Here is a 17873-nt window from a genome sequence, read left to right on the forward strand (position 1 = left end):
CGAAAGTTATAATAAGGATTGAGCACCTGACAGGTGTCAACATTAGTTGTTGCAAATCTATGGAAAGTTTGCCTACATGCAAAATTTTTTTATTAAATATATGAAATGTCTGTATTTTTTTAATTGTCAATCACTTTGTCATTACAAAAAAAAAAGGCAATTTTAATTATCCTTAAGAACAAAAAACTTAGCACCCGCGTTGATATAATAAATCAGAACCAAACATAACTGATTCGATATGAGACAACTTAAAATTACCAAACAGGTAACTAATCGTGAAACGCCCTCCCTTGATAAATACTTGCATGAGATAGGAAAAGTGAAGTTGCTGACGGCCGAGGAGGAAGTGTTGTTGGCAAAGAAGATACGGAAGGGAGATAATAAGGCGCTGGAGCGCTTAATTAATGCGAATCTGCGTTTTGTGGTGTCGGTGTCGAAGCAGTATCAGAATCAGGGTCTGAGTCTGCCTGATTTAATTAATGAAGGTAACTTGGGCTTGATCAAAGCCGCCCAACGTTTTGATGAAACACGTGGGTTTAAATTTATCAGTTATGCCGTGTGGTGGATTCGTCAGTCCATCTTGCAGGCTTTAGCTGAGCAGGCGCGCATCGTGCGTTTGCCCCTTAATAAAATTGGTTCCATAAATAAAGTGAACAATGCTTTTGCGCGGCTGGAGCAGGATTTTCAGCGTGAGCCCACAGCCGAGGAGATTGCCAGTATCTTAGAGATTGCACCCAAGGAGGTGAAAGAGGCTTTGAAAGTGTCATCGCGTCACCTGTCCATGGATGCGCCCCTTAGGAAGGACGAGGATAATACCCTTTATGATGTGTTGCTGTCCAATGACTCGCTGAGTCCCGATACGCATCTGCTTGATGACTCTCTGCGTCAGGAGATTGATCGCTCGCTGGCTACTTTGTCAACGCGCGAGTCGGATATTATTAAGCTGTATTATGGTTTAAGTGGTGAACCGCCCTATTCACTGGAGGAGATCGGTAAATTATTTAACCTGACACGGGAGCGCGTACGACAGATTAAAGAGAAGGCCATTAAGCGTTTAAAGAATACATACCGCAGTAAGATACTGCGTTCTTTCCTGGGGCAATAATTAAAATGTGTAAAATATCACACAGGGTTTCTGTAATGTGTTGTATTTTTGCAACGCATTTTTTTATTCATACAAGAAGCATAGTAAAATGAAACATTTTATAGCACCATCGCTGTTGGCGGCCGATTTTAGCAACCTTAAAAAGGATGTAGAGATGATTAATAACAGTGAGGCTGATTGGTTTCACCTGGATATTATGGATGGTGTTTTTGTACCCAATATATCCTTTGGTATTCCTGTTTTAGAGTCTATTAAGCCACTGGCACAAAAGCCTTTTGATGTGCACCTGATGATTGTGCAGCCCGAGCGCTATATCGAGCCTTTTAAGAAGGCGGGAGCCGATTTATTCAATGTACATTATGAGGCCAGTCCCCACCTGCATCGTACCGTGCAAAGCGTGCATGCGGCTGATATGAAGGCCGGTGTGACCTTGAATCCGCATACCCCGGTGTCGGTATTGGAAGATATCATTGCAGAATTGGACTTGGTACTACTTATGTCGGTTAACCCTGGCTTTGGCGGACAGAAGTTTATTAAGAATACCTTCAATAAAGTGGAGCAGTTAAAAGAACTGGTGCTAAGAAAGAACAGTCGTGCACTTATTCAGGTGGATGGCGGTGTAGATAACACCAATGCTGCAGAACTGGTAAAAAAAGGTGCCGACGTGTTAGTGGCAGGTAGTTATGTATTCAAATCACCCAATCCACAAGACACGATTAAAGGACTCAAAGAGCTAGAATTTTAGCTAGTTGAAGAGTTTATGAGTTGAAGAGCTGAAAAATTGGGGAACTGAGGAACTGATAAGTTGGGGATATGACATGTGACTATAACAAACTAGTAGTCAATGATTGAAATAATAAACCAACCTTTCCCCCTTGGCGAAGGGGGCTGGACCATAAGTTTTTTTCAGTGCTTATAGATTCGGGGGATTGGGTCTTGCAGAATTGACAAATCGGAAAAATTGCCGAACTGTAAAGTTTGTTGAGGAGTTTAAAAGTTGAAGAACTGGTGAGTCGAAAAATTGGTAAACTGGTGAGTTGAGGATGTGACTTGCAGTTGCAATAAGCTAGTAATCAATGATAGGGATGATAAATTAACCGTTCCCCCTTGGCGAAGGGGGCCTGTTTGTTAGATTTTACGGTGTTTATCGATTCGGGGGATTGTTTCTTAGTGTTTCGGAATTTCAGGCAACTTAATGAGTTGAAGGTGGCTTAAATGGATCTTCGATGGGGCCCAAACGTGGCTAATAGCTTGCTTGAACGATGCTTCTTCGGTATTTTGTCGATTCCATAGGAGCCGAAGGAGAGTCGCAGAGCCGAATAAGTCCCGAACAATTCCCGCAGTGGACCCGAAGCAAGCACGGAGCAGGGAGCCTGCATCATCGGACATTGCACAAAAATACTTGCTCTTTAACCGAACATCTTGGACGTCATCATTATCTATGTTATTTTTGTGCCACAGGAATTGAATTATGGGAGAGAAGAATTTAGTGGATCCATTGGGGCAGGCGGCCTTGGATTATTTGAACGGTAAGCGCAATCTGAAAATTACCGTGCAGTCTAATATTGTGGAGGACGATGTGTTGCCTGTTGATTATTTGTTCAGGAGCTTTGCTGAAATGCCGCCCCTGGAGCAGAAAGCTTTACTTCATTGCAGAGGAAGCGTGCTGGATGTCGGCGGAGGCGTTGGTTCGCATACCCTGGAACTGAAGCAGCGAGGACATGCGGTTACCCTGCTCGATACCTCGCGGGGCTGTTGTCAGGTGGCACAGCAACGGGGACTCATAAACGTTATTAACGAAGATTTTTATCAGCTGCCGGCCGATAGGAAATACGATACCTTGCTGTTGATGATGAATGGGATAGGTATTGTCGCTGCCATCGATCATCTGCCTGTGTTCTTTGCCAAGGCACGCGCTCTATTGAACACAAACGGACAAATACTGTTAGATAGTTCGGACCTGCGTTACCTATACATTGATGAGGATAGCTACTGTGCACCCGATGAGGAACAGTACTACGGTGAGGTGATGTACACCATGCAATATGGAAAGCATAAAACACCGGCCTTCGAGTGGCTGTTTATCGATCCGGTATTGCTGACACGTGTTGCTCGGGAGAATGGCTTTGCTTGTGAGGTATTAGCCGAAGGTGATCATTATGACTATCTGGCACGACTTACTCTTATCGAAAAATAAGATTAAGTTACCTAAAGAATGGCCGTATTCATCAAACAAGCTAAAACGGCTGGTGTCTAATAAGGTATAAAAGGTGTTAAACCAATCGAAATGATTATCTTTCGACTTATTTGGGGTCTCATTCGATGCCTTGTGCATCTCCTGGGGCGCACAAATGCTTAACTTGATTAAACCTAAAACCATGAAGTACTTTTACAAATTAACAATAATCATCGTCTTTTGCCTCTTCAGTCATTTGGGGTTTGGGCAGGTTCAATATACACCAAATTATCCTTCTTTGGTAGAAAAAAGCACCTCAACAGCGACTTTTGCTACGAATTTGACGCAGGGAGGATATGTGACATTGTTTATTATAAAAGAAGCTACAGATGTTAAGCCAACAATACAGGAAGTAATTAATTTAACGGATCCAGAATCGACAACATTGCCAGTTGGTTTTTATGGTGAGGTCACAGTTCCTGGTCGTGGAGGAGCAGGAAATGACTATTTTTTGTATGCTGAAAATTTAACTCAAAATACTAGTTATGTAGCCTATTTGGTTACGGTAGATTTAGGGTATGTGGGAAGTGCTATTGAGCAAACAGAACCTTCGGAGATTGCTTTCACAACTGATGCGATTATCCCCCCACCAAGCATCACTGCACTTTCTCCGCCAGATGATTCGCAGGGTGTGGATATGAATGCGCCTTTGAGTATTACTTTTGATCAGGATATCGTGTTGGGAACGGGTAGTCTAATTGTTGAAGGAGCAAATGGTAGTGTTGAGTCTTTTTTACCTGTTGAAGTTATGGTATCAGGGAACACTTTAACTGTTCTTGATCATAAGAAATTCGAAGCAAAGACAGATTACTATGTTACAATGAATGATGGTTTTGTAAAGTCTGCAACTGACAGTGTGTCATTTCCGGGCTTTAGCGATGCAACCACCTGGAACTTTACTACGGTGCAGCAGTGTACGTGGAAGGGGACTAACTCAAGCAGTTGGAGTGATCCTGCTAACTGGGATAAACCCTTTGAGCCCAATGCGAATGTAATTATACCCTCTAACGTTTCCTTTTCAGCCACTTTAAGTGGTACAGCCGTGGTTAACGATCTTACTATAGAATATGGAGGACGGTTAATTGTTAATGACAATGCACAGCTTGATATCACAGGAAGTTTGAACTTAAATTCTGATCTAAATAGTAATGCCGACCTTATCATTTTAGGCAGTGGCGCTGTTACTTCAGAAGATGTATGTGTTAAACAGGTAATAAGTAGTGGTAACCGTTTGTATTATACTGCAGTTCCGGTTAATGGTATGTCGCTTGATCAAATTCCTAATAGTTTTCTATTGTATTATTGGGATAATGCGACCGGTGATTGGCTGACTGAATCGGGAAACGCTGCCTTGGAGGTCGGAAAGGGATATATTTATGCGGGAGATGCACAGACACTGAGTTTTAAAGGACTTATTCATTCGGCACCCAAAAGTATTGAAATTAAGCGAGGTAAAAGTGTAGGGTGGAATTTGATAGGTAACCCTTACACTTGTGCTATTGATTGGCGGTATGTTGGTCGATCATCCGGCGCCGTCGAAAATGCTTTCTGGATCTATGACAATCAAAATGATAACTACGGCGCCTATAATGCCCCTTTGGGTGCGGGCACCAATATTGAGTCTCCGCTTATTCCCTCTAATCACGCTTTTTGGGTAAAAGTAGCTCCTTCATCAGTTACCGGTACCGAGAGTGTGTCATTTGACGATGACTGTAAAAACTATGTGAATAATTCCTATTTAAAGTCTACTGAGTCGCGCTTGTTTCCACGTCTTAGGTTGTCGGCAATTAACGGTGTGTACAAGGATGAACTTGTTATTGCTTTTGGAGATGGTCTTGTTGACCCTACCGAGTTTAAAACAACTAAATACTTTACTACATCGGATAACTTTGTTCAGCCTTATATTGCTGAAGACGAGGCGAAGTATTGCATTTATGGTTTGAGTCCCATTGAGCAAAGTGATGTAATCGTTCCTCTTTCTCTACAAGTTCCATCTACCGGTACTTTTACCTTAAGACGCATTGAATTAACGAATATAGATGAAACTACGGATGTTTATCTTGAGGATAGGGGTGCCGGAGATGTACCCGTAATTGTTGATCTTAAAAAAGAGGCTTCCTATTCATTCTCAGCTGATAAGGGTGATTGTCAGGGGCGTTTTCAAATTCGATTTGCCCCCGCCGAAGCTACAGGAATAGAAGATGAATTAAATGAAAGTTCATCAATTGTTATTCGCAGCATTAATAATACTTTGCTAATTGAGAACTTGCCTTTGTTAGAGAATGTTATTAGCGTTTATACGCTTTCGGGCAATAAGCTTGTTGAAACTTCAACTGCATCATCTAGTTATTCTTGTGCACTAACAACTTCTGGTATTTATCTTGTGCAAGTTAAAGATGCGAATGGAATGGTAACAACGCGAAAAGTATTTGTAAACTAAACGAATTATTGTTTACTTCGTACATTGATAATGAGACTAAAGAAACGACCATATAGTAAACCGGTAATTGAATATTACACAATTGATGCAGATATCTCGTTGGTGCTGATGTCCTATGGTGATGAAACTAAACCACCACCACCGCCACCGAAACCAACTGCAGCTCAATCCCTTCAGGATAATCCTTTCGAAGAAAATACTTTCAATCAATAACAATAAAGGCGACCCCAGGGTCGCCTTTATCATTCTGCTCAAGCTTTTTTATTCTTCTTTCAAATAATCTAACCCTCTCTTATCTAATCGTCTATTAGTCTAAGATCTATACGACTACTCGTCTATTTTCTAACAGTCTAATCATCTACATCGTCACGCTCCAGGTGTCTTCCAGGTTATTTTTCCAGTCGCTGAATTTCTCATCGCCACCACGTACCTTCCAGTCTGAGTCAACAGTTAGCTTTGAGCTGATGCCACCACGCGGGTTACATACCATGGTCAGGCGGATGCGCTCGGGATCGTAAGCTTCCACCAAGTGGTCGTAAAACACATTAATCAGGCGTTCGTAAGATACGGTGATGTTACGCAGGTGATACACATATTCCTTCAGCGATTTAAGCTCTATGATGCGCTTCTTGGGGTAGAAGGTGATAAACACATCGGCAAAATCGGGTTGATTCTTCACCCCCAGGAAGGTAAATTCAGGTATTTTAATTTTAATCTCGTAGGCCTGTCCTGTCGGGTTGGGCAAAGACTTTAGGATGGATGCATCAATGTCTTTGTACGTCAATACTTTTTGTTCCATTAAAATGTAATTTTGGTTTCTTGTTTTGCTATGAACAACAAAAATAGTGATTATCCTGAGAAAATGACCTTTGCATGTGGGATGTTTATTCAAGCTTACTCTGCAAGCTAAGTTGTTCTGTCCACATATTAAGGTTGATTTTTAACCCGCAGAGGGAGTGTTATAGCAACAAAACAGGAGAGGTATAGAGTCAATTTTGTAAGCCTCAATCCCCCCAACACTATAAACATTGAAAATACTTATTGAACCGCCCCCTTCGGCAAAGGGGAAAGGTTGGCTGGTTGTTTAAATCAATTATTACTAGCCTCTTACAGTCGCATGCCATATTCTCAACTCATCAGTTCCCCAGTTCACCAATTTTTTAGCTCTTCAACTCCTCAACTAACTTTGCAGTTCACCAGTTCACCGATTCTTCAATTCTCCAGTTCATCAACTTTTAAACTCCTCAACCAGTTCACCAGTTTTTTCGATTCGTAAGTTTCGTAAGCCCCAATCCCCCGACACTATAAACACAGAAAAAACTTATTGATCCGTCCCCCTTCGCCAAGGGGGAAAGGTTGGTTTATTATTTAAATCAATTATTACTAGTCTTTTACAGTAGTATGTCATATTCCCAACTCACCAGTTCCCCAGTTTCCCAATTTTTTCAGCCCTTCAACTTTTAAACGCCTCAACTTCTATGCAGTTCCTTATCCATCCCCATCCCACTGCCTTCGGCAGCGTACTTCCCCTTGCTCTCAAAAGCAAAGGGAAGAGGGGGCAGCTTACAATTCAATCGTCTCATCAGCTTTTAATTCGTTCAACTCCTAAACTCTTCAACCAGTTGCCCAGTTTTCATTAATCCAATTCCATGCCTTTAGTCGCTAATATTGGCTTTTTTGACTAATTTTGCGCTCGAAAAACGATATAAAGTGGGACGATCTCGAAAAAGTAAACCTTTACTAAAAAAGGTAACGATTACCGATGTGGCCGCCGAGGGTAAGGCGATGTGCCGTGTTGACGACCGTGTGGTATTTGTTCAAAAGGCAGTGCCGGGCGATGTGGTAGATGTGCAGGTAACTAAAAAGAGGCGCAGTTACTACGAAGGCTTTCCAGTATTTTTTCATGAGTACAGCAGTATTCGTCAGGAGCCTTTTTGCGATCATTTTGGTGTGTGTGGTGGCTGTAAGTGGCAGGCGTTACCCTACGATCATCAGCTGAAGTATAAAGAACGTGAAGTGCTTAATAACCTGTCGCGCATTGGAAAAGTAGCGTTGCCCGAAGCGCTTCCTATTCTGGGATCAGAAAAAATACGTTTTTATCGCAATAAGCTGGAATTTACCTTCTCTAATAACCGATGGCTGTCGGAGGAAGAGCTACAAAGCGGAGAAGTGATAACCCACCGTAATGGTGTGGGCTTTCACATTCCTGGTATGTTCGATAAGGTGGAGGATGTTACAAAATGTTACCTGCAAAAGGATCCGTCCAATGCCATTCGTATGGCCATTAAAGATTACGCCCTGGAGCATGGTCTTACTTTCTTCGATTTAAAGAAGCAAGAGGGCTTTTTACGTACCCTGATTATTCGTACCAGTTCAACCAATGAGCTGATGGTGATCCTTACAATGTTTCATGAGGATGAAGAGAATCGTGTAGCTTTGTTAAATCATATTAAGGATGCTTTCCCTGAAATAACGTCGCTGATGTATGTGATCAACACCAAGAAGAATGATACCATTACTGATCAGGATATTGTATTGTTCAACGGTCGCGATCATATTTTTGAAGAGATGGAGGGGCTGAAGTTTAAGATTGGTCCTAAGTCTTTCTACCAGACCAATTCGGAGCAGGCCTATGAGCTGTATAAGATCACGCGCAATTTTGCCGCCATACAGCCCCATGAGGTGGTGTACGATTTATATACCGGTACCGGTACAATCGCTAACTTTGTGGCGCGTCAGGCCAAGAAAGTAATAGGTGTTGAGTATGTACCCGAAGCTATTGAGGATGCCTGTGTTAACTCGGCTATTAATAAAATTGAAAACACAAGTTTCTTTGCCGGTGACATGAAGGATGTGCTGAATTTCGATTTCATTGAAAAGCATGGTCAACCTGATGTGATGATCGTGGATCCACCGCGTGCCGGCATGCATGCCGATGTGGTGCAGACCATTATCAATGCCGCACCAGATCGTATTGTTTATGTGAGTTGTAACTCAGCCACACAGGCGCGCGATATCAATTTGCTTGATGTGCGATATAAGGTAACACGTGTTCAGCCGGTAGATATGTTCCCGCACACCCACCATGTGGAAAATGTAGTGCTACTGGATCGTAAATAATATAAGATTACCCATCGGATGACTATTTATTTGCATGAATAGTCATCCGGTGTATAAGGTTTTGTATTGATTTGTCTATCCCAGTGTGCTTAGTTTTTCAAGTAAGTCGCGTCGCAGCAGTGTTATTCTATGCTTATCCAGCTTAATTATGCCATCATGGTGTAACTGTTGCAAAATTTTATTCACACTTTCTTTTGAGCTAATGGCCAGTTCGGCCAACTCTTTTCGACTAAGCAGGTTCATCACATCGTTTTTAAAACCCGGACCGGTCAGGTACAGGATGGTCGAGGCTAATTTACCATAGTTGTTGCGTGTACTGTTAGTGGCCAGCTGTTGGTATATAAAAGCATAGTTGGTGGCTGTCATGGACATCATAAACTCACACCAACGCCTGTTTAAAAGGCCAACTTTAGTAAGCCAGTCGCGGTTGATGAAGCAAACTTTACAGTCGCTGAGGGCTACCAGTGAAAAAGGATAACGAGCTGCCTTTATAAGTTCAGGCAGGGCGATAAACTGTCCCGGTTCCAGTATATTTAGGATAACATTCTTTTCGTTTCGCCCTTCCAGTACCTTCTTTACGATTCCCTCTTTTAAGAAAGCCACTTGCGAAACAAAACTGTCCTGCTTAAGCACCGTATCTCCCAATTTTAATGAAATCTCGCTTATGTTATTTTTCAGCTCTTCCTCTTCTATATCATTCTCAAGATCGCACAGGCAGTTGTGGTTACACTGTTTGCACGATGTGCTGTTTCTACAAAAATTCATCATAAAATCAAATGATATTATACGAATTGAATGCATTTGGTTACATTTTGGTAGTATTTTATTTTCTTTCTGATCCCGCCGGGATCAAATATCAGTATTTTCAGGATCGCATCTTATTGCCATTATGTAATTAAGCTGCGATCCCCATCCCAACACCTTTGGCGTTGTACTTCCCCTTCCGCTCAAGCGCAAAGGGAAGAGGGGGGGGATGTTGCGCTTTTAGCTGCATATACCACTTTTAAGTAAGAAGTGTATGTTTTTATCAATCAATAAAGGTTTAGATGATTTTTCTTGTGATCCCGGCGGGATCAAATATCAATAGCCACAGGTGCTAACCTATGGTGTTTATCGTTCATTATTTACCAACCCCGGAGTGGGTTGAATGTTGGTAATAACACCTTTGTTTACAGGGTTGCAGTGTTGTATTACTTATCGGATGACTGAGGAAACAAACTGTAATTAGTCATCCGATCAGTATTTTCGGGGTAACATCGTGAGTAGTGCCTGGAATGGAGTTTAAAAGGGTAAGGACGTAAAAATACCTGCTGCATCAGGTAATCTTACTCTGAGATGTTTTGATCCTTATTACCGTGGGTATTTATTTTTGTAGGCACTTTACCTGACATGCAGAAATCACAAAGGTTTCTCGTGTTAATCCGAATATTTATTGAATAGAAATCTTAAAAAAGTAGAAAGTATGGCTCACACCGCAGCGGAGGGAAAAAATAATTTTTATCAGCAGTTTGTACGACGTTTTAATGATTTGAACCTGGGTTTTAAACTGGGAATAGGCTTTGGAGTTTTAATAGTTATCAGTTTAATCATTGGGCTTTTGGCAGTGTTTAATATGGCAACAGTGGCTGATGAATCGGAACTGTTGGCAAAAGAATTTGTGCCCGAAGTTAAAATAGCCAGTGAATTGCGCAAGGCGGCCAACCGCGCCATGCGTGATGTTAGTTGTTATATTTACACCGAGGAGAAGCACTTCTATAATAATGCAGAGAGTGAAATTGCCGATATTAAAAAGGCTTTGATTGACGGGAACAAACTGGTGACCGGTGCCGAGCGACTGGATACTCTGGAGGCCAATCTTAAAGTGGCTGAAGCGACTGCTAATGCTTTTGTTGGTCTCGTGAATCAGACGGTGGAGGTTAACGCCCGAATGGCTGAGGCACGCACTGTTATGGATGAGTCGGCCCACGAATATATGCTTAATTGTCATGCCTACCTGAAGGAGCAAAATAAGAAGATGCTTAGTGAGATAAAAGCTGGCAGTACAACACCTGATCGCTTGAGGAAAATTGAGTTAATCACTGAAATTATTAATCTGGGAAATGAAGTGCGTGTAGGAAACTTTAAGTCACAGGCCATTCGCGACCCCGAAATTTTTGAGCAGGCACTTGCTTCTTTTTCCCGTGTTTATGATGATTTGAAAATTATTAGACGCTATACTACTATGCGTTATGATATTGTGGCGTTGAATAATATTAGGCAGGAAGCGGAGCATTATCAAGGTGCTATGGAGCAATTTATAAGTGACTGGCAGAGGAGGGAAGAGTTGGCTGACAAAAGTAGCAAAGCCGGTATGGACTTTGTTATGAGTTGTGCTGCTACAGCCGAAGATGGATTGCGTGAAACACAAGATATGGCGTCTTCTAGTGCTTCGAGTCTGCGGATGTCCAACTCCATAATGATTACCGGTTTATTACTGGCTTTGATTGTGGGGGTTACATTTGCTTTTTTGCTGATGCGTATAATTACCACACCTTTGAGTAAGGGGCTTATCTATGCTCGTCAGTTGGCGCAGGGTGACTTGGGTGCCACTATTGATGTTCAGCAAAAGGATGAAATTGGCCAGTTGACGGATGCTATGGCCAATATGGGAGCAAAGTTAAAGGAGATTGTATCGAGCATCGTCAATGGGGCCAATAATATTGCTACAGCCAGTCAGCAGATGAGCAGTACTTCGCAAAACCTGAGTCAGGGCGCTAGTGAGCAAGCTTCGTCGGTAGAGGAAGTGAGCAGCAGCATGGAAGAAATGGCGGCCAATATTAATAGCAATGCTCAAAATGCCAATGAGACTAAGGATATAGCCTTTGCTGCAGCCAGCGGAATTAAAGAAGGAGGAGAGGCAACAGAGAATACTGTCCAGAGTATGCGTACTATCGCTGAGAAGTTGGCGATTATTGATGATATCTCTTTCCAAACGAATATACTGGCATTAAATGCAGCAGTGGAGGCTGCACGTGCCGGTGAGCAAGGGCGTGGTTTTGCAGTGGTAGCTGCAGAGGTGCGAAAATTGGCTGAACGCAGTAAGTTATCGGCGCAGGAAATAGATTCGGTATTAAAAAATGGCTCGCGTGTGGCGCAGGAAGCAGCTGCTAAACTTCAGCAGTTGGCGCCGGAAATTAGTAAGACCTCCGGACTGGTTGAAGAGATTGCCTCGGCCAGTAAGGAACAGGATATGGGTGCCGATCAGGTTAATAAGGCCATGCAGCAACTCAATACTATCACCCAACAAAATGCTGCTGCATCGGAAGAGATGGCTACCGGTGCTGAAGAGTTATACACACAAGCCGAGCAGTTGAAGGAAATTGTTTCTTTCTTCAATATTGGTGATGCTGTCAAGGAATATCATACAAGGTCTCAGCGTAAGGTGGAGGTGGAGCACACGCCAACTGAAGAGTCAAACATGTCGAAGCCGCAAAAAGAGGCTGTATGTTTCGATATGGGGCGCAATGGGGATAATGAGTTTGAAACCTTTTAATTGTATGTCTCATAAAGTATTAGTTGTTGATGATTCAGAAGTGAGTCTTTATCTAATAAAGGCCATCTTTAATGACGATGATAGGATAGAAGTGTTAATGGAGAATGACAGTACACGTGCTCTTGAAACCATTAAACGTGAAAAGCCCAAAGTGTGTATTCTTGATTTGATGATGCCGGTAATAGATGGTTTTCAGCTTCTGAAAGCGATTAAGGCTGAGCTGACGCTTGCACAGCTGCCTATTGTGGTCATTACGGCCAAGCAGGATAGTTTATCCTTTAATCGGATGAAGGCTCTTGGGGTACAAGCCTATTTTACCAAACCCATTGAGATGCAGGAAGTAATATCCTGCGTTAAAAAGTTAGTGGATCTTTAATTCAGTATATTACTCATCGGATGATTAATTAGTAGTAAATAAACCAATCATCCGATGAGTTCAATATTTCTAGCTTAATCGGTTTTTGTAATCCTCATAACCGAATTCTTTCACGATAGATAGTCCGGTGTTATCATTCCATATTGCTATGGCGGGATGAGGTACGCCGTTAAACATGGTGGTTTTCACCATGGTATAGTGAATCATATCCTCAAAAATAACTTTATCACCCGGCTTCAGGGCATTGTCAAACGACCAGTATTCCATGTAATCACCTGCCAGGCAGCTGTTACCACCCAACCGGTAGATGTGCTTTCCTTCAATGGCACCCATTTGACTACCCACCACGCGCGGCTGATAGGGCATTTCCAGGCAGTCGGGCATATGGGCGGTGAAGGAAACATCAAGGATAGCCGTTTTAACACCACTGTTTTCTACCACATCTACCACCGACGATACCAATACCCCCGTTTCCCAGGCAAAGGCGCTTCCGGGCTCCATAATGATGTCTAGCTGCCATTTCTCACGAAAACGTTTAAGTAGGTCAATCAGGTGTTTTGTGTCATAGCCTGTGCGTGTCATTAGGTGGCCACCACCCATATTAATCCATTTCACCTGCTTTAGGTAGGGGGCAAAACGTTCTTCTATGGCAGTTAAGGTGTTTTCCAGATCGTAGGAGCTGGATTCGCACAGTGTATGAAAGTGTAAGCCTTCTATTTGTGGCGGAAGCGTAGCGGGCAGGGCGTCAGCCACTATGCCCAAACGCGATCCGGGTGCGCAGGGGTTGTAAAGATCGGTTTTCACATCGCTAAACTGCGGGTTAATGCGCAGTCCTGCCGATACTTTTTCCGGATGAGCCTGCATATCAGCCTTAAATTGATCGAATTGCGACAGTGAGTTAAAGGTGATATGGCTGCTGTATTTAAGCAAAAGGGGGAAATCCTCTTTCTTATAGGCCGGAGAGTAGGTATGCGCTTTGGCACCCATTTCTTCATAGGCCAGGCGTGCCTCGTGAATGGAGCTGGCCGTGGCCCTGGGTATGTATTCGGTAACGATGGGAAAAGCACTCCACATGGAAAAGGCTTTGAAGGCCATGATGATTTCGATACCGGCTTCGTCGCGCACCCCTCTGATTAGCTCCAGGTTACGGCGCAAAAGACCCTCGTCCAGCACGTAGCAGGGCGAGGGTATCTGTGTATAGTTAATTGCCATGGTCGTTTTTATAGTTCCAGGTCAACATTATGTTCTTCAACCCATGGAAGGCCCTGTTTATTGAGCTGCTCCATGAATGGATCGGGATCAAATTCCTCAACATTAAATACTCCGGGTTGCTTCCACAGCCCTTGCAGGTACATCATGGCACCGATGGTGGCGGGTACGCCCGTGGTATAGCTAACACCTTGTGCACCGGTTTCGTTAAAGGCATCCTGGTGCTTACAGTTGTTATATACATAATAGGTTTTCTCCTTACCGTCTTTAATGCCGGTAATGCGACAGCCGATGGAGGTTTCGCCCGTGTAGTTCTCACCCAAATCGCCCGGATCAGGCAGTACGGCCTTCAAAAACTGAATGGGAACAATCTCTTTCCCTTCATACATGATGGGTTCAATGCCTGCCATGCCAATATTCTGAATAACCCGCAGGTGGGTCAGGTACTCCTGGCCAAAGGTCATCCAGAAACGGGCCCGCTTCAGGGTTGGGAAGTTTTTCGCCAGTGATTCAAGCTCTTCGTGGTAGATCAGGTATGATTCGCGCTCACCAATATTAGGGTAAGTTAAGGGTTGATGAATTTCGTGTGGCTCTGTTTCTACCCATTGTCCATTTTCCCAATATTTACCTTTCTGTGTTACCTCACGAATATTAATCTCGGGGTTGAAATTGGTGGCAAAGGCTTTGCCATGGTCTCCTCCGTTGCAGTCCACAATATCCAGATAATGAATCTCATCGAAGTGGTGCTTGGCGGCATAAGCCGTAAAAATACTGGTTACACCCGGGTCGAAGCCACATCCAAGAATGGCGGTGATTCCGGCTTCCTTGAAGCGATCCTGATAGGCCCATTGCCATTTGTACTCATATTTGGCCTCATCCAGCGGTTCGTAGTTGGCTGTATCCAGGTAGGCAGTTTTTGTTTCCAGGCAGGCATCCATAATAGTCAAATCCTGATAGGGCAATGCCACATTTACCACAATGTCCGGCTTAAAAGAATTGATTAACTCAACCAGCTCGGGCACCTTATCGGCATCTACCTGTGCCGTCTTAATGCGTTTGTCACCTATCTTTTCAGCGATGGCATCACACTTGCTTTTTGTGCGACTGGCCAGCATGATTTCAGTAAAAACTGTTGGCAAAGATGCCATCTTGTGGGCAACAACGGTACCTACACCGCCGGCTCCAATAATTAAAACTTTACCCATGTTATGTGTAATGATAAAACCAAAATTTGGTTCGTTTGATCAATAATTGAATTCACTCAATTGTGTCAATAACACATTTACAAATTGACAAAAAAAATTGACATCAGGCAAGGGCTATTAAGACCTTTTATTCAATAATTTTTTCCAATGTAAAAGCTGGTCTTAAGCTTTTATTGATTAGACCAATAGGTCTATTTGGATTTGGGGCTGATCTTGAGGTGTTTAATTAAGGTATTGAAAATTAGTTGTTGTTGCCTTGTTGTTTAGGTCAATTTTACTATTTTTGAGAATGAAAATTTGATATATATGTTAATTGTAAGGCGTTTATTCAGTTTTGTAGCCGTAGTTTTGATCCTATCGGCCTGTAGCAGTGGAAGCGGAGGCATCAAAAAAGGTGAGGAAGTAGTGATTGGCTTCTATAATCTGGAGAATCTTTTTGATACCATAGATGCGCCTGATGTGCGGGATGAGGAGTTTACCCCTGATGGAAGAAAAGCATGGACTCAAGCGCGCTATAAGGCGAAGCTTCAGCACATGGCCCAGGTTATTTCCAGCCTTAGCGATACTGTTGGGCAGGAGTATCCTGCAATAGTGGGACTGTGTGAGGTGGAAAACCGCACTGTTGTGGAGGATCTTGTAAAGGAAAAATCCCTGGCGGGAGGTGATTATCAAATTGTGCATCAAGATTCGCCAGACAGACGAGGAATTGATGTGGCCTTGATTTACCGGAGTGACCTATTTAATCCGGAGACAATAAAAGCCATACCTCTTATGATCTATGATGCGGAAGACAGTAGTCGTATCTATACCCGCGATCAACTGCTGGTTAGCGGATTGCTGGGCAATGAGAAGATACATTTATTGGTCAATCATTGGCCATCGCGTTATGGGGGAGAGGAGCGCAGCCGTCCGCTACGTAAGGAGGCTGCCTTGTTGTCACGTTCCATCGTCGATTCACTTTTAGCACTGGACGAGGGGGCAAAAGTATTGGTGATGGGTGATCTGAATGATGATCCGCACAATGTTAGCGTAAAGGATGTTTTGCGCGGTCGTACGCGCTCCGAATTGACGGGTGATGATGTGTATAACCCTTTTGCCAGGAAGCATCAGGCTGGCGAAGGTACCTTGTGTTACCGCGGCAAATGGAATTTATTTGATCAGATTATCCTTACTCAGGGTCTTTTGGGCAGTGAACAGGGATTGCGTTACGAAGATGCTTTGGTATATAGTTATGCGCATTTGAAGGTGCCGGAAGGTAAGTATAAGGGCTATCCATTCCGCACTTATGTGGGCAATCGACACGATGGTGGCTACAGCGATCACTTCCCGGTATCTGTGGTTTTAAAAATGTATTAAGAATTGAATTAGTTTATACCTTTAGTTATGAATGGTCGGCTGCAAACGTGCAGTCGGCCATTTATGCATATAGCCCCTTTGCTTTAATGAAATCCATTACGCATTCCGGAATCAGAAAAGGCAGTTCTGTGCCTGCTTTGAGCCATTGCCGCAGGTCGGAAGAAGCCAGTTCTATTTGTGGGGCATTGGTGAGTTTACAGCCGTCAGGCAGGGTGGCCGTGTCAACGGAATAACCCGGACGGGGGTAGATGAGTAGGCGGTGGTTGGCAAGTATCTCATCGGCCGCTTTCCATTTGTCAAACTTCTGGATGTTATCGGCCCCCATGATAATGCTGAATTCGGTTTGTTTGTGCGCTTTTTTGAGTGCACGAAGTGTGTCAATGGTGTAGGAGGGGGTGGGTAATTGCAGTTCAATATCCTCTACTTTATAAGCTTTCTGGTGTTGTGTGGCACGGCGCACCATCTCCACTCTCAGGTGGGCATCCAGCAAATCTTCCTTTTGCTTGAAGGGGTTTTGGGGGCTGACCACAAACCATACTTCCTGCAAACTCTCAAAGGCCAGCATGTAATTGGCCAGGGCCAGATGCCCGATGTGAATGGGGTTGAAAGAGCCGAAAAAGAGGCCGATATGACGCATGTTAGTCCTGTTTTAAAAAGTCAGTCAGCGTTTCCTCGGCCGTTTTAATGGCTTGCTCCAGGTTGTCATTTACAATGATGGCATCAAACTCACCGGCATACTTTAACTCTTTCTCAGCCTTGGCAATGCGCATGGCTATCTTTTCTTCGCTGTCGGTGCCACGCCCCTGCAGGCGTTGCTTTAAGGTTTCGATGGAAGGGGGCTGTACAAAGATGCTAAGGGCCTCATCGCCATACATTTTTTTAATATTGAGGCCTCCCACAACATCAATGTCCAGCACAATGTTATTGCCGGCCGAGCAGATGCGTTCCACCTCGCTTTTGAGTGTTCCGTAGTAGGTGTTTTCGTACACCTCTTCCCACTCCAGGAAGGCTTCTTCTGCTATCTTGCTGCGAAAAGCGTCTGCGGACAGGAAATAGTATTCCACACCCTCTTTCTCATTGCCGCGGGGCGCTCTGCTGGTCGCCGATATGGAGAATTCCAGATTGAACCCTTTATTTAGGAGAGCTTGTACAATTGTACTCTTCCCGGCTCCCGACGGGGCTGAAAAAATAATGAGTTTGCCTTTTTTGTTCATTATGGCTATAGTTTAATAATGCGTTGTAAAACCGATTAGTTGTTGATAACATAGGTCTATTTTCAAAAACCTTTCCTTAG

Annotated in this window: 14 protein-coding genes; 8 read left to right on the top strand and 6 right to left on the bottom strand. The window is 43.4% G+C overall.

Annotation, left to right across the window (positions count from 1 at the left end; all coding sequences use genetic code 11):
• Positions 1 to 238 precede the first annotated feature (238 nt).
• The 4 genes from ACRD7A_RS16545 to ACRD7A_RS16560 all read left to right on the top strand — a co-directional run bounded on the left by ACRD7A_RS16545 (position 239) and on the right by ACRD7A_RS16560 (position 5781).
• Positions 239 to 1105: a sigma-70 family RNA polymerase sigma factor gene (locus ACRD7A_RS16545; protein ID WP_430812317.1), complete on the top strand. Its 867-nt coding sequence runs from the start codon at positions 239 to 241 to the stop codon at positions 1103 to 1105.
• 88 nt (positions 1106 to 1193) lie between these two features.
• A complete protein-coding gene (gene rpe / locus ACRD7A_RS16550) occupies positions 1194 to 1850 on the top strand; it encodes a ribulose-phosphate 3-epimerase (protein ID WP_430812318.1) in 657 nt (218 codons plus the stop codon).
• A gap of 726 nt (positions 1851 to 2576) precedes the next feature.
• Entirely contained in the window at positions 2577 to 3302 is a 726-nt protein-coding gene (locus ACRD7A_RS16555; protein WP_430812319.1) for a class I SAM-dependent methyltransferase, read from the top strand.
• 181 nt (positions 3303 to 3483) lie between these two features.
• The gene (locus ACRD7A_RS16560; RefSeq protein ID WP_430812320.1) at positions 3484 to 5781 is read left to right on the top strand and encodes a DUF8693 domain-containing protein; all 2298 of its coding nucleotides are present in this window, start codon (positions 3484 to 3486) and stop codon (positions 5779 to 5781) included.
• A 358-nt stretch (positions 5782 to 6139) separates the two neighbouring features.
• Here ACRD7A_RS16560 and queF read toward each other — a convergent pair whose 3' ends face one another.
• The gene (queF, locus tag ACRD7A_RS16565) at positions 6140 to 6580 is read right to left on the bottom strand and encodes a preQ(1) synthase (RefSeq protein WP_430812321.1); all 441 of its coding nucleotides are present in this window, start codon (positions 6578 to 6580) and stop codon (positions 6140 to 6142) included.
• 911 nt (positions 6581 to 7491) lie between these two features.
• Between queF and rlmD the strand changes: the two genes are divergently transcribed.
• Positions 7492 to 8901, top strand: a complete 1410-nt coding sequence (gene rlmD, locus ACRD7A_RS16570; protein ID WP_430812322.1) for a 23S rRNA (uracil(1939)-C(5))-methyltransferase RlmD — start codon at positions 7492 to 7494, stop codon at positions 8899 to 8901.
• 75 nt (positions 8902 to 8976) lie between these two features.
• Here the strand turns inward: rlmD and ACRD7A_RS16575 are convergent, their stop codons facing one another.
• Entirely contained in the window at positions 8977 to 9702 is a 726-nt protein-coding gene (locus ACRD7A_RS16575) for a Crp/Fnr family transcriptional regulator (RefSeq protein WP_430812323.1), read from the bottom strand.
• A 661-nt stretch (positions 9703 to 10363) separates the two neighbouring features.
• Between ACRD7A_RS16575 and ACRD7A_RS16580 the strand changes: the two genes are divergently transcribed.
• Both ACRD7A_RS16580 and ACRD7A_RS16585 read left to right on the top strand, forming a co-directional pair.
• A complete protein-coding gene (locus tag ACRD7A_RS16580; protein ID WP_430812324.1) occupies positions 10364 to 12433 on the top strand; it encodes a HAMP domain-containing methyl-accepting chemotaxis protein in 2070 nt (689 codons plus the stop codon).
• 4 nt (positions 12434 to 12437) lie between these two features.
• Positions 12438 to 12809 (top strand): response regulator, encoded by a 372-nt coding sequence (locus ACRD7A_RS16585; RefSeq protein WP_430812325.1) that lies wholly within the window; start codon positions 12438 to 12440, stop codon positions 12807 to 12809.
• A gap of 69 nt (positions 12810 to 12878) precedes the next feature.
• Here the strand turns inward: ACRD7A_RS16585 and nspC are convergent, their stop codons facing one another.
• Entirely contained in the window at positions 12879 to 14021 is a 1143-nt protein-coding gene (gene nspC / locus ACRD7A_RS16590) for a carboxynorspermidine decarboxylase (RefSeq protein ID WP_430812326.1), read from the bottom strand.
• A gap of 8 nt (positions 14022 to 14029) precedes the next feature.
• The gene (locus ACRD7A_RS16595; RefSeq protein WP_430812327.1) at positions 14030 to 15223 is read right to left on the bottom strand and encodes a saccharopine dehydrogenase family protein; all 1194 of its coding nucleotides are present in this window, start codon (positions 15221 to 15223) and stop codon (positions 14030 to 14032) included.
• A 306-nt stretch (positions 15224 to 15529) separates the two neighbouring features.
• Between ACRD7A_RS16595 and ACRD7A_RS16600 the strand changes: the two genes are divergently transcribed.
• Complete coding sequence (locus ACRD7A_RS16600) at positions 15530 to 16579, top strand: endonuclease/exonuclease/phosphatase family protein (RefSeq protein ID WP_430812328.1); 1050 nt, start codon at positions 15530 to 15532, stop codon at positions 16577 to 16579.
• 61 nt (positions 16580 to 16640) lie between these two features.
• Here ACRD7A_RS16600 and nadD read toward each other — a convergent pair whose 3' ends face one another.
• On the bottom strand, positions 16641 to 17216 hold the full coding sequence (gene nadD, locus ACRD7A_RS16605) for a nicotinate (nicotinamide) nucleotide adenylyltransferase (RefSeq protein WP_430812329.1): 576 nt from the start codon (positions 17214 to 17216) through the stop codon (positions 16641 to 16643).
• A 1-nt stretch (position 17217) separates the two neighbouring features.
• Positions 17218 to 17793: a guanylate kinase gene (gene gmk / locus ACRD7A_RS16610; protein WP_430812330.1), complete on the bottom strand. Its 576-nt coding sequence runs from the start codon at positions 17791 to 17793 to the stop codon at positions 17218 to 17220.
• Between the last annotated feature and the right edge of the window lie 80 nt (positions 17794 to 17873).

This window comes from Carboxylicivirga longa (assembly GCF_050589825.1).
Classification (GTDB): domain Bacteria; phylum Bacteroidota; class Bacteroidia; order Bacteroidales; family Marinilabiliaceae; genus Carboxylicivirga; species Carboxylicivirga longa.

Bases quoted from the DNA above. Each gene is read 5' to 3' on its own strand.
- ACRD7A_RS16545 (WP_430812317.1), top strand. From the start codon at position 239: ATGAGACAACTTAAAATTACCAAACAGGTAACTAATCGTGAAACGCCC.
- rpe (WP_430812318.1), top strand. From the start codon at position 1,194: ATGAAACATTTTATAGCACCATCGCTGTTGGCGGCCGATTTTAGCAAC.
- ACRD7A_RS16555 (WP_430812319.1), top strand. From the start codon at position 2,577: ATGGGAGAGAAGAATTTAGTGGATCCATTGGGGCAGGCGGCCTTGGAT.
- ACRD7A_RS16560 (WP_430812320.1), top strand. From the start codon at position 3,484: ATGAAGTACTTTTACAAATTAACAATAATCATCGTCTTTTGCCTCTTC.
- queF (WP_430812321.1), bottom strand. From the start codon at position 6,580: ATGGAACAAAAAGTATTGACGTACAAAGACATTGATGCATCCATCCTA.
- ACRD7A_RS16575 (WP_430812323.1), bottom strand. From the start codon at position 9,702: ATGCATTCAATTCGTATAATATCATTTGATTTTATGATGAATTTTTGT.
- ACRD7A_RS16580 (WP_430812324.1), top strand. From the start codon at position 10,364: ATGGCTCACACCGCAGCGGAGGGAAAAAATAATTTTTATCAGCAGTTT.
- ACRD7A_RS16585 (WP_430812325.1), top strand. From the start codon at position 12,438: ATGTCTCATAAAGTATTAGTTGTTGATGATTCAGAAGTGAGTCTTTAT.
- nspC (WP_430812326.1), bottom strand. From the start codon at position 14,021: ATGGCAATTAACTATACACAGATACCCTCGCCCTGCTACGTGCTGGAC.
- ACRD7A_RS16595 (WP_430812327.1), bottom strand. From the start codon at position 15,223: ATGGGTAAAGTTTTAATTATTGGAGCCGGCGGTGTAGGTACCGTTGTT.
- ACRD7A_RS16600 (WP_430812328.1), top strand. From the start codon at position 15,530: ATGTTAATTGTAAGGCGTTTATTCAGTTTTGTAGCCGTAGTTTTGATC.
- nadD (WP_430812329.1), bottom strand. From the start codon at position 17,216: ATGCGTCATATCGGCCTCTTTTTCGGCTCTTTCAACCCCATTCACATC.
- gmk (WP_430812330.1), bottom strand. From the start codon at position 17,793: ATGAACAAAAAAGGCAAACTCATTATTTTTTCAGCCCCGTCGGGAGCC.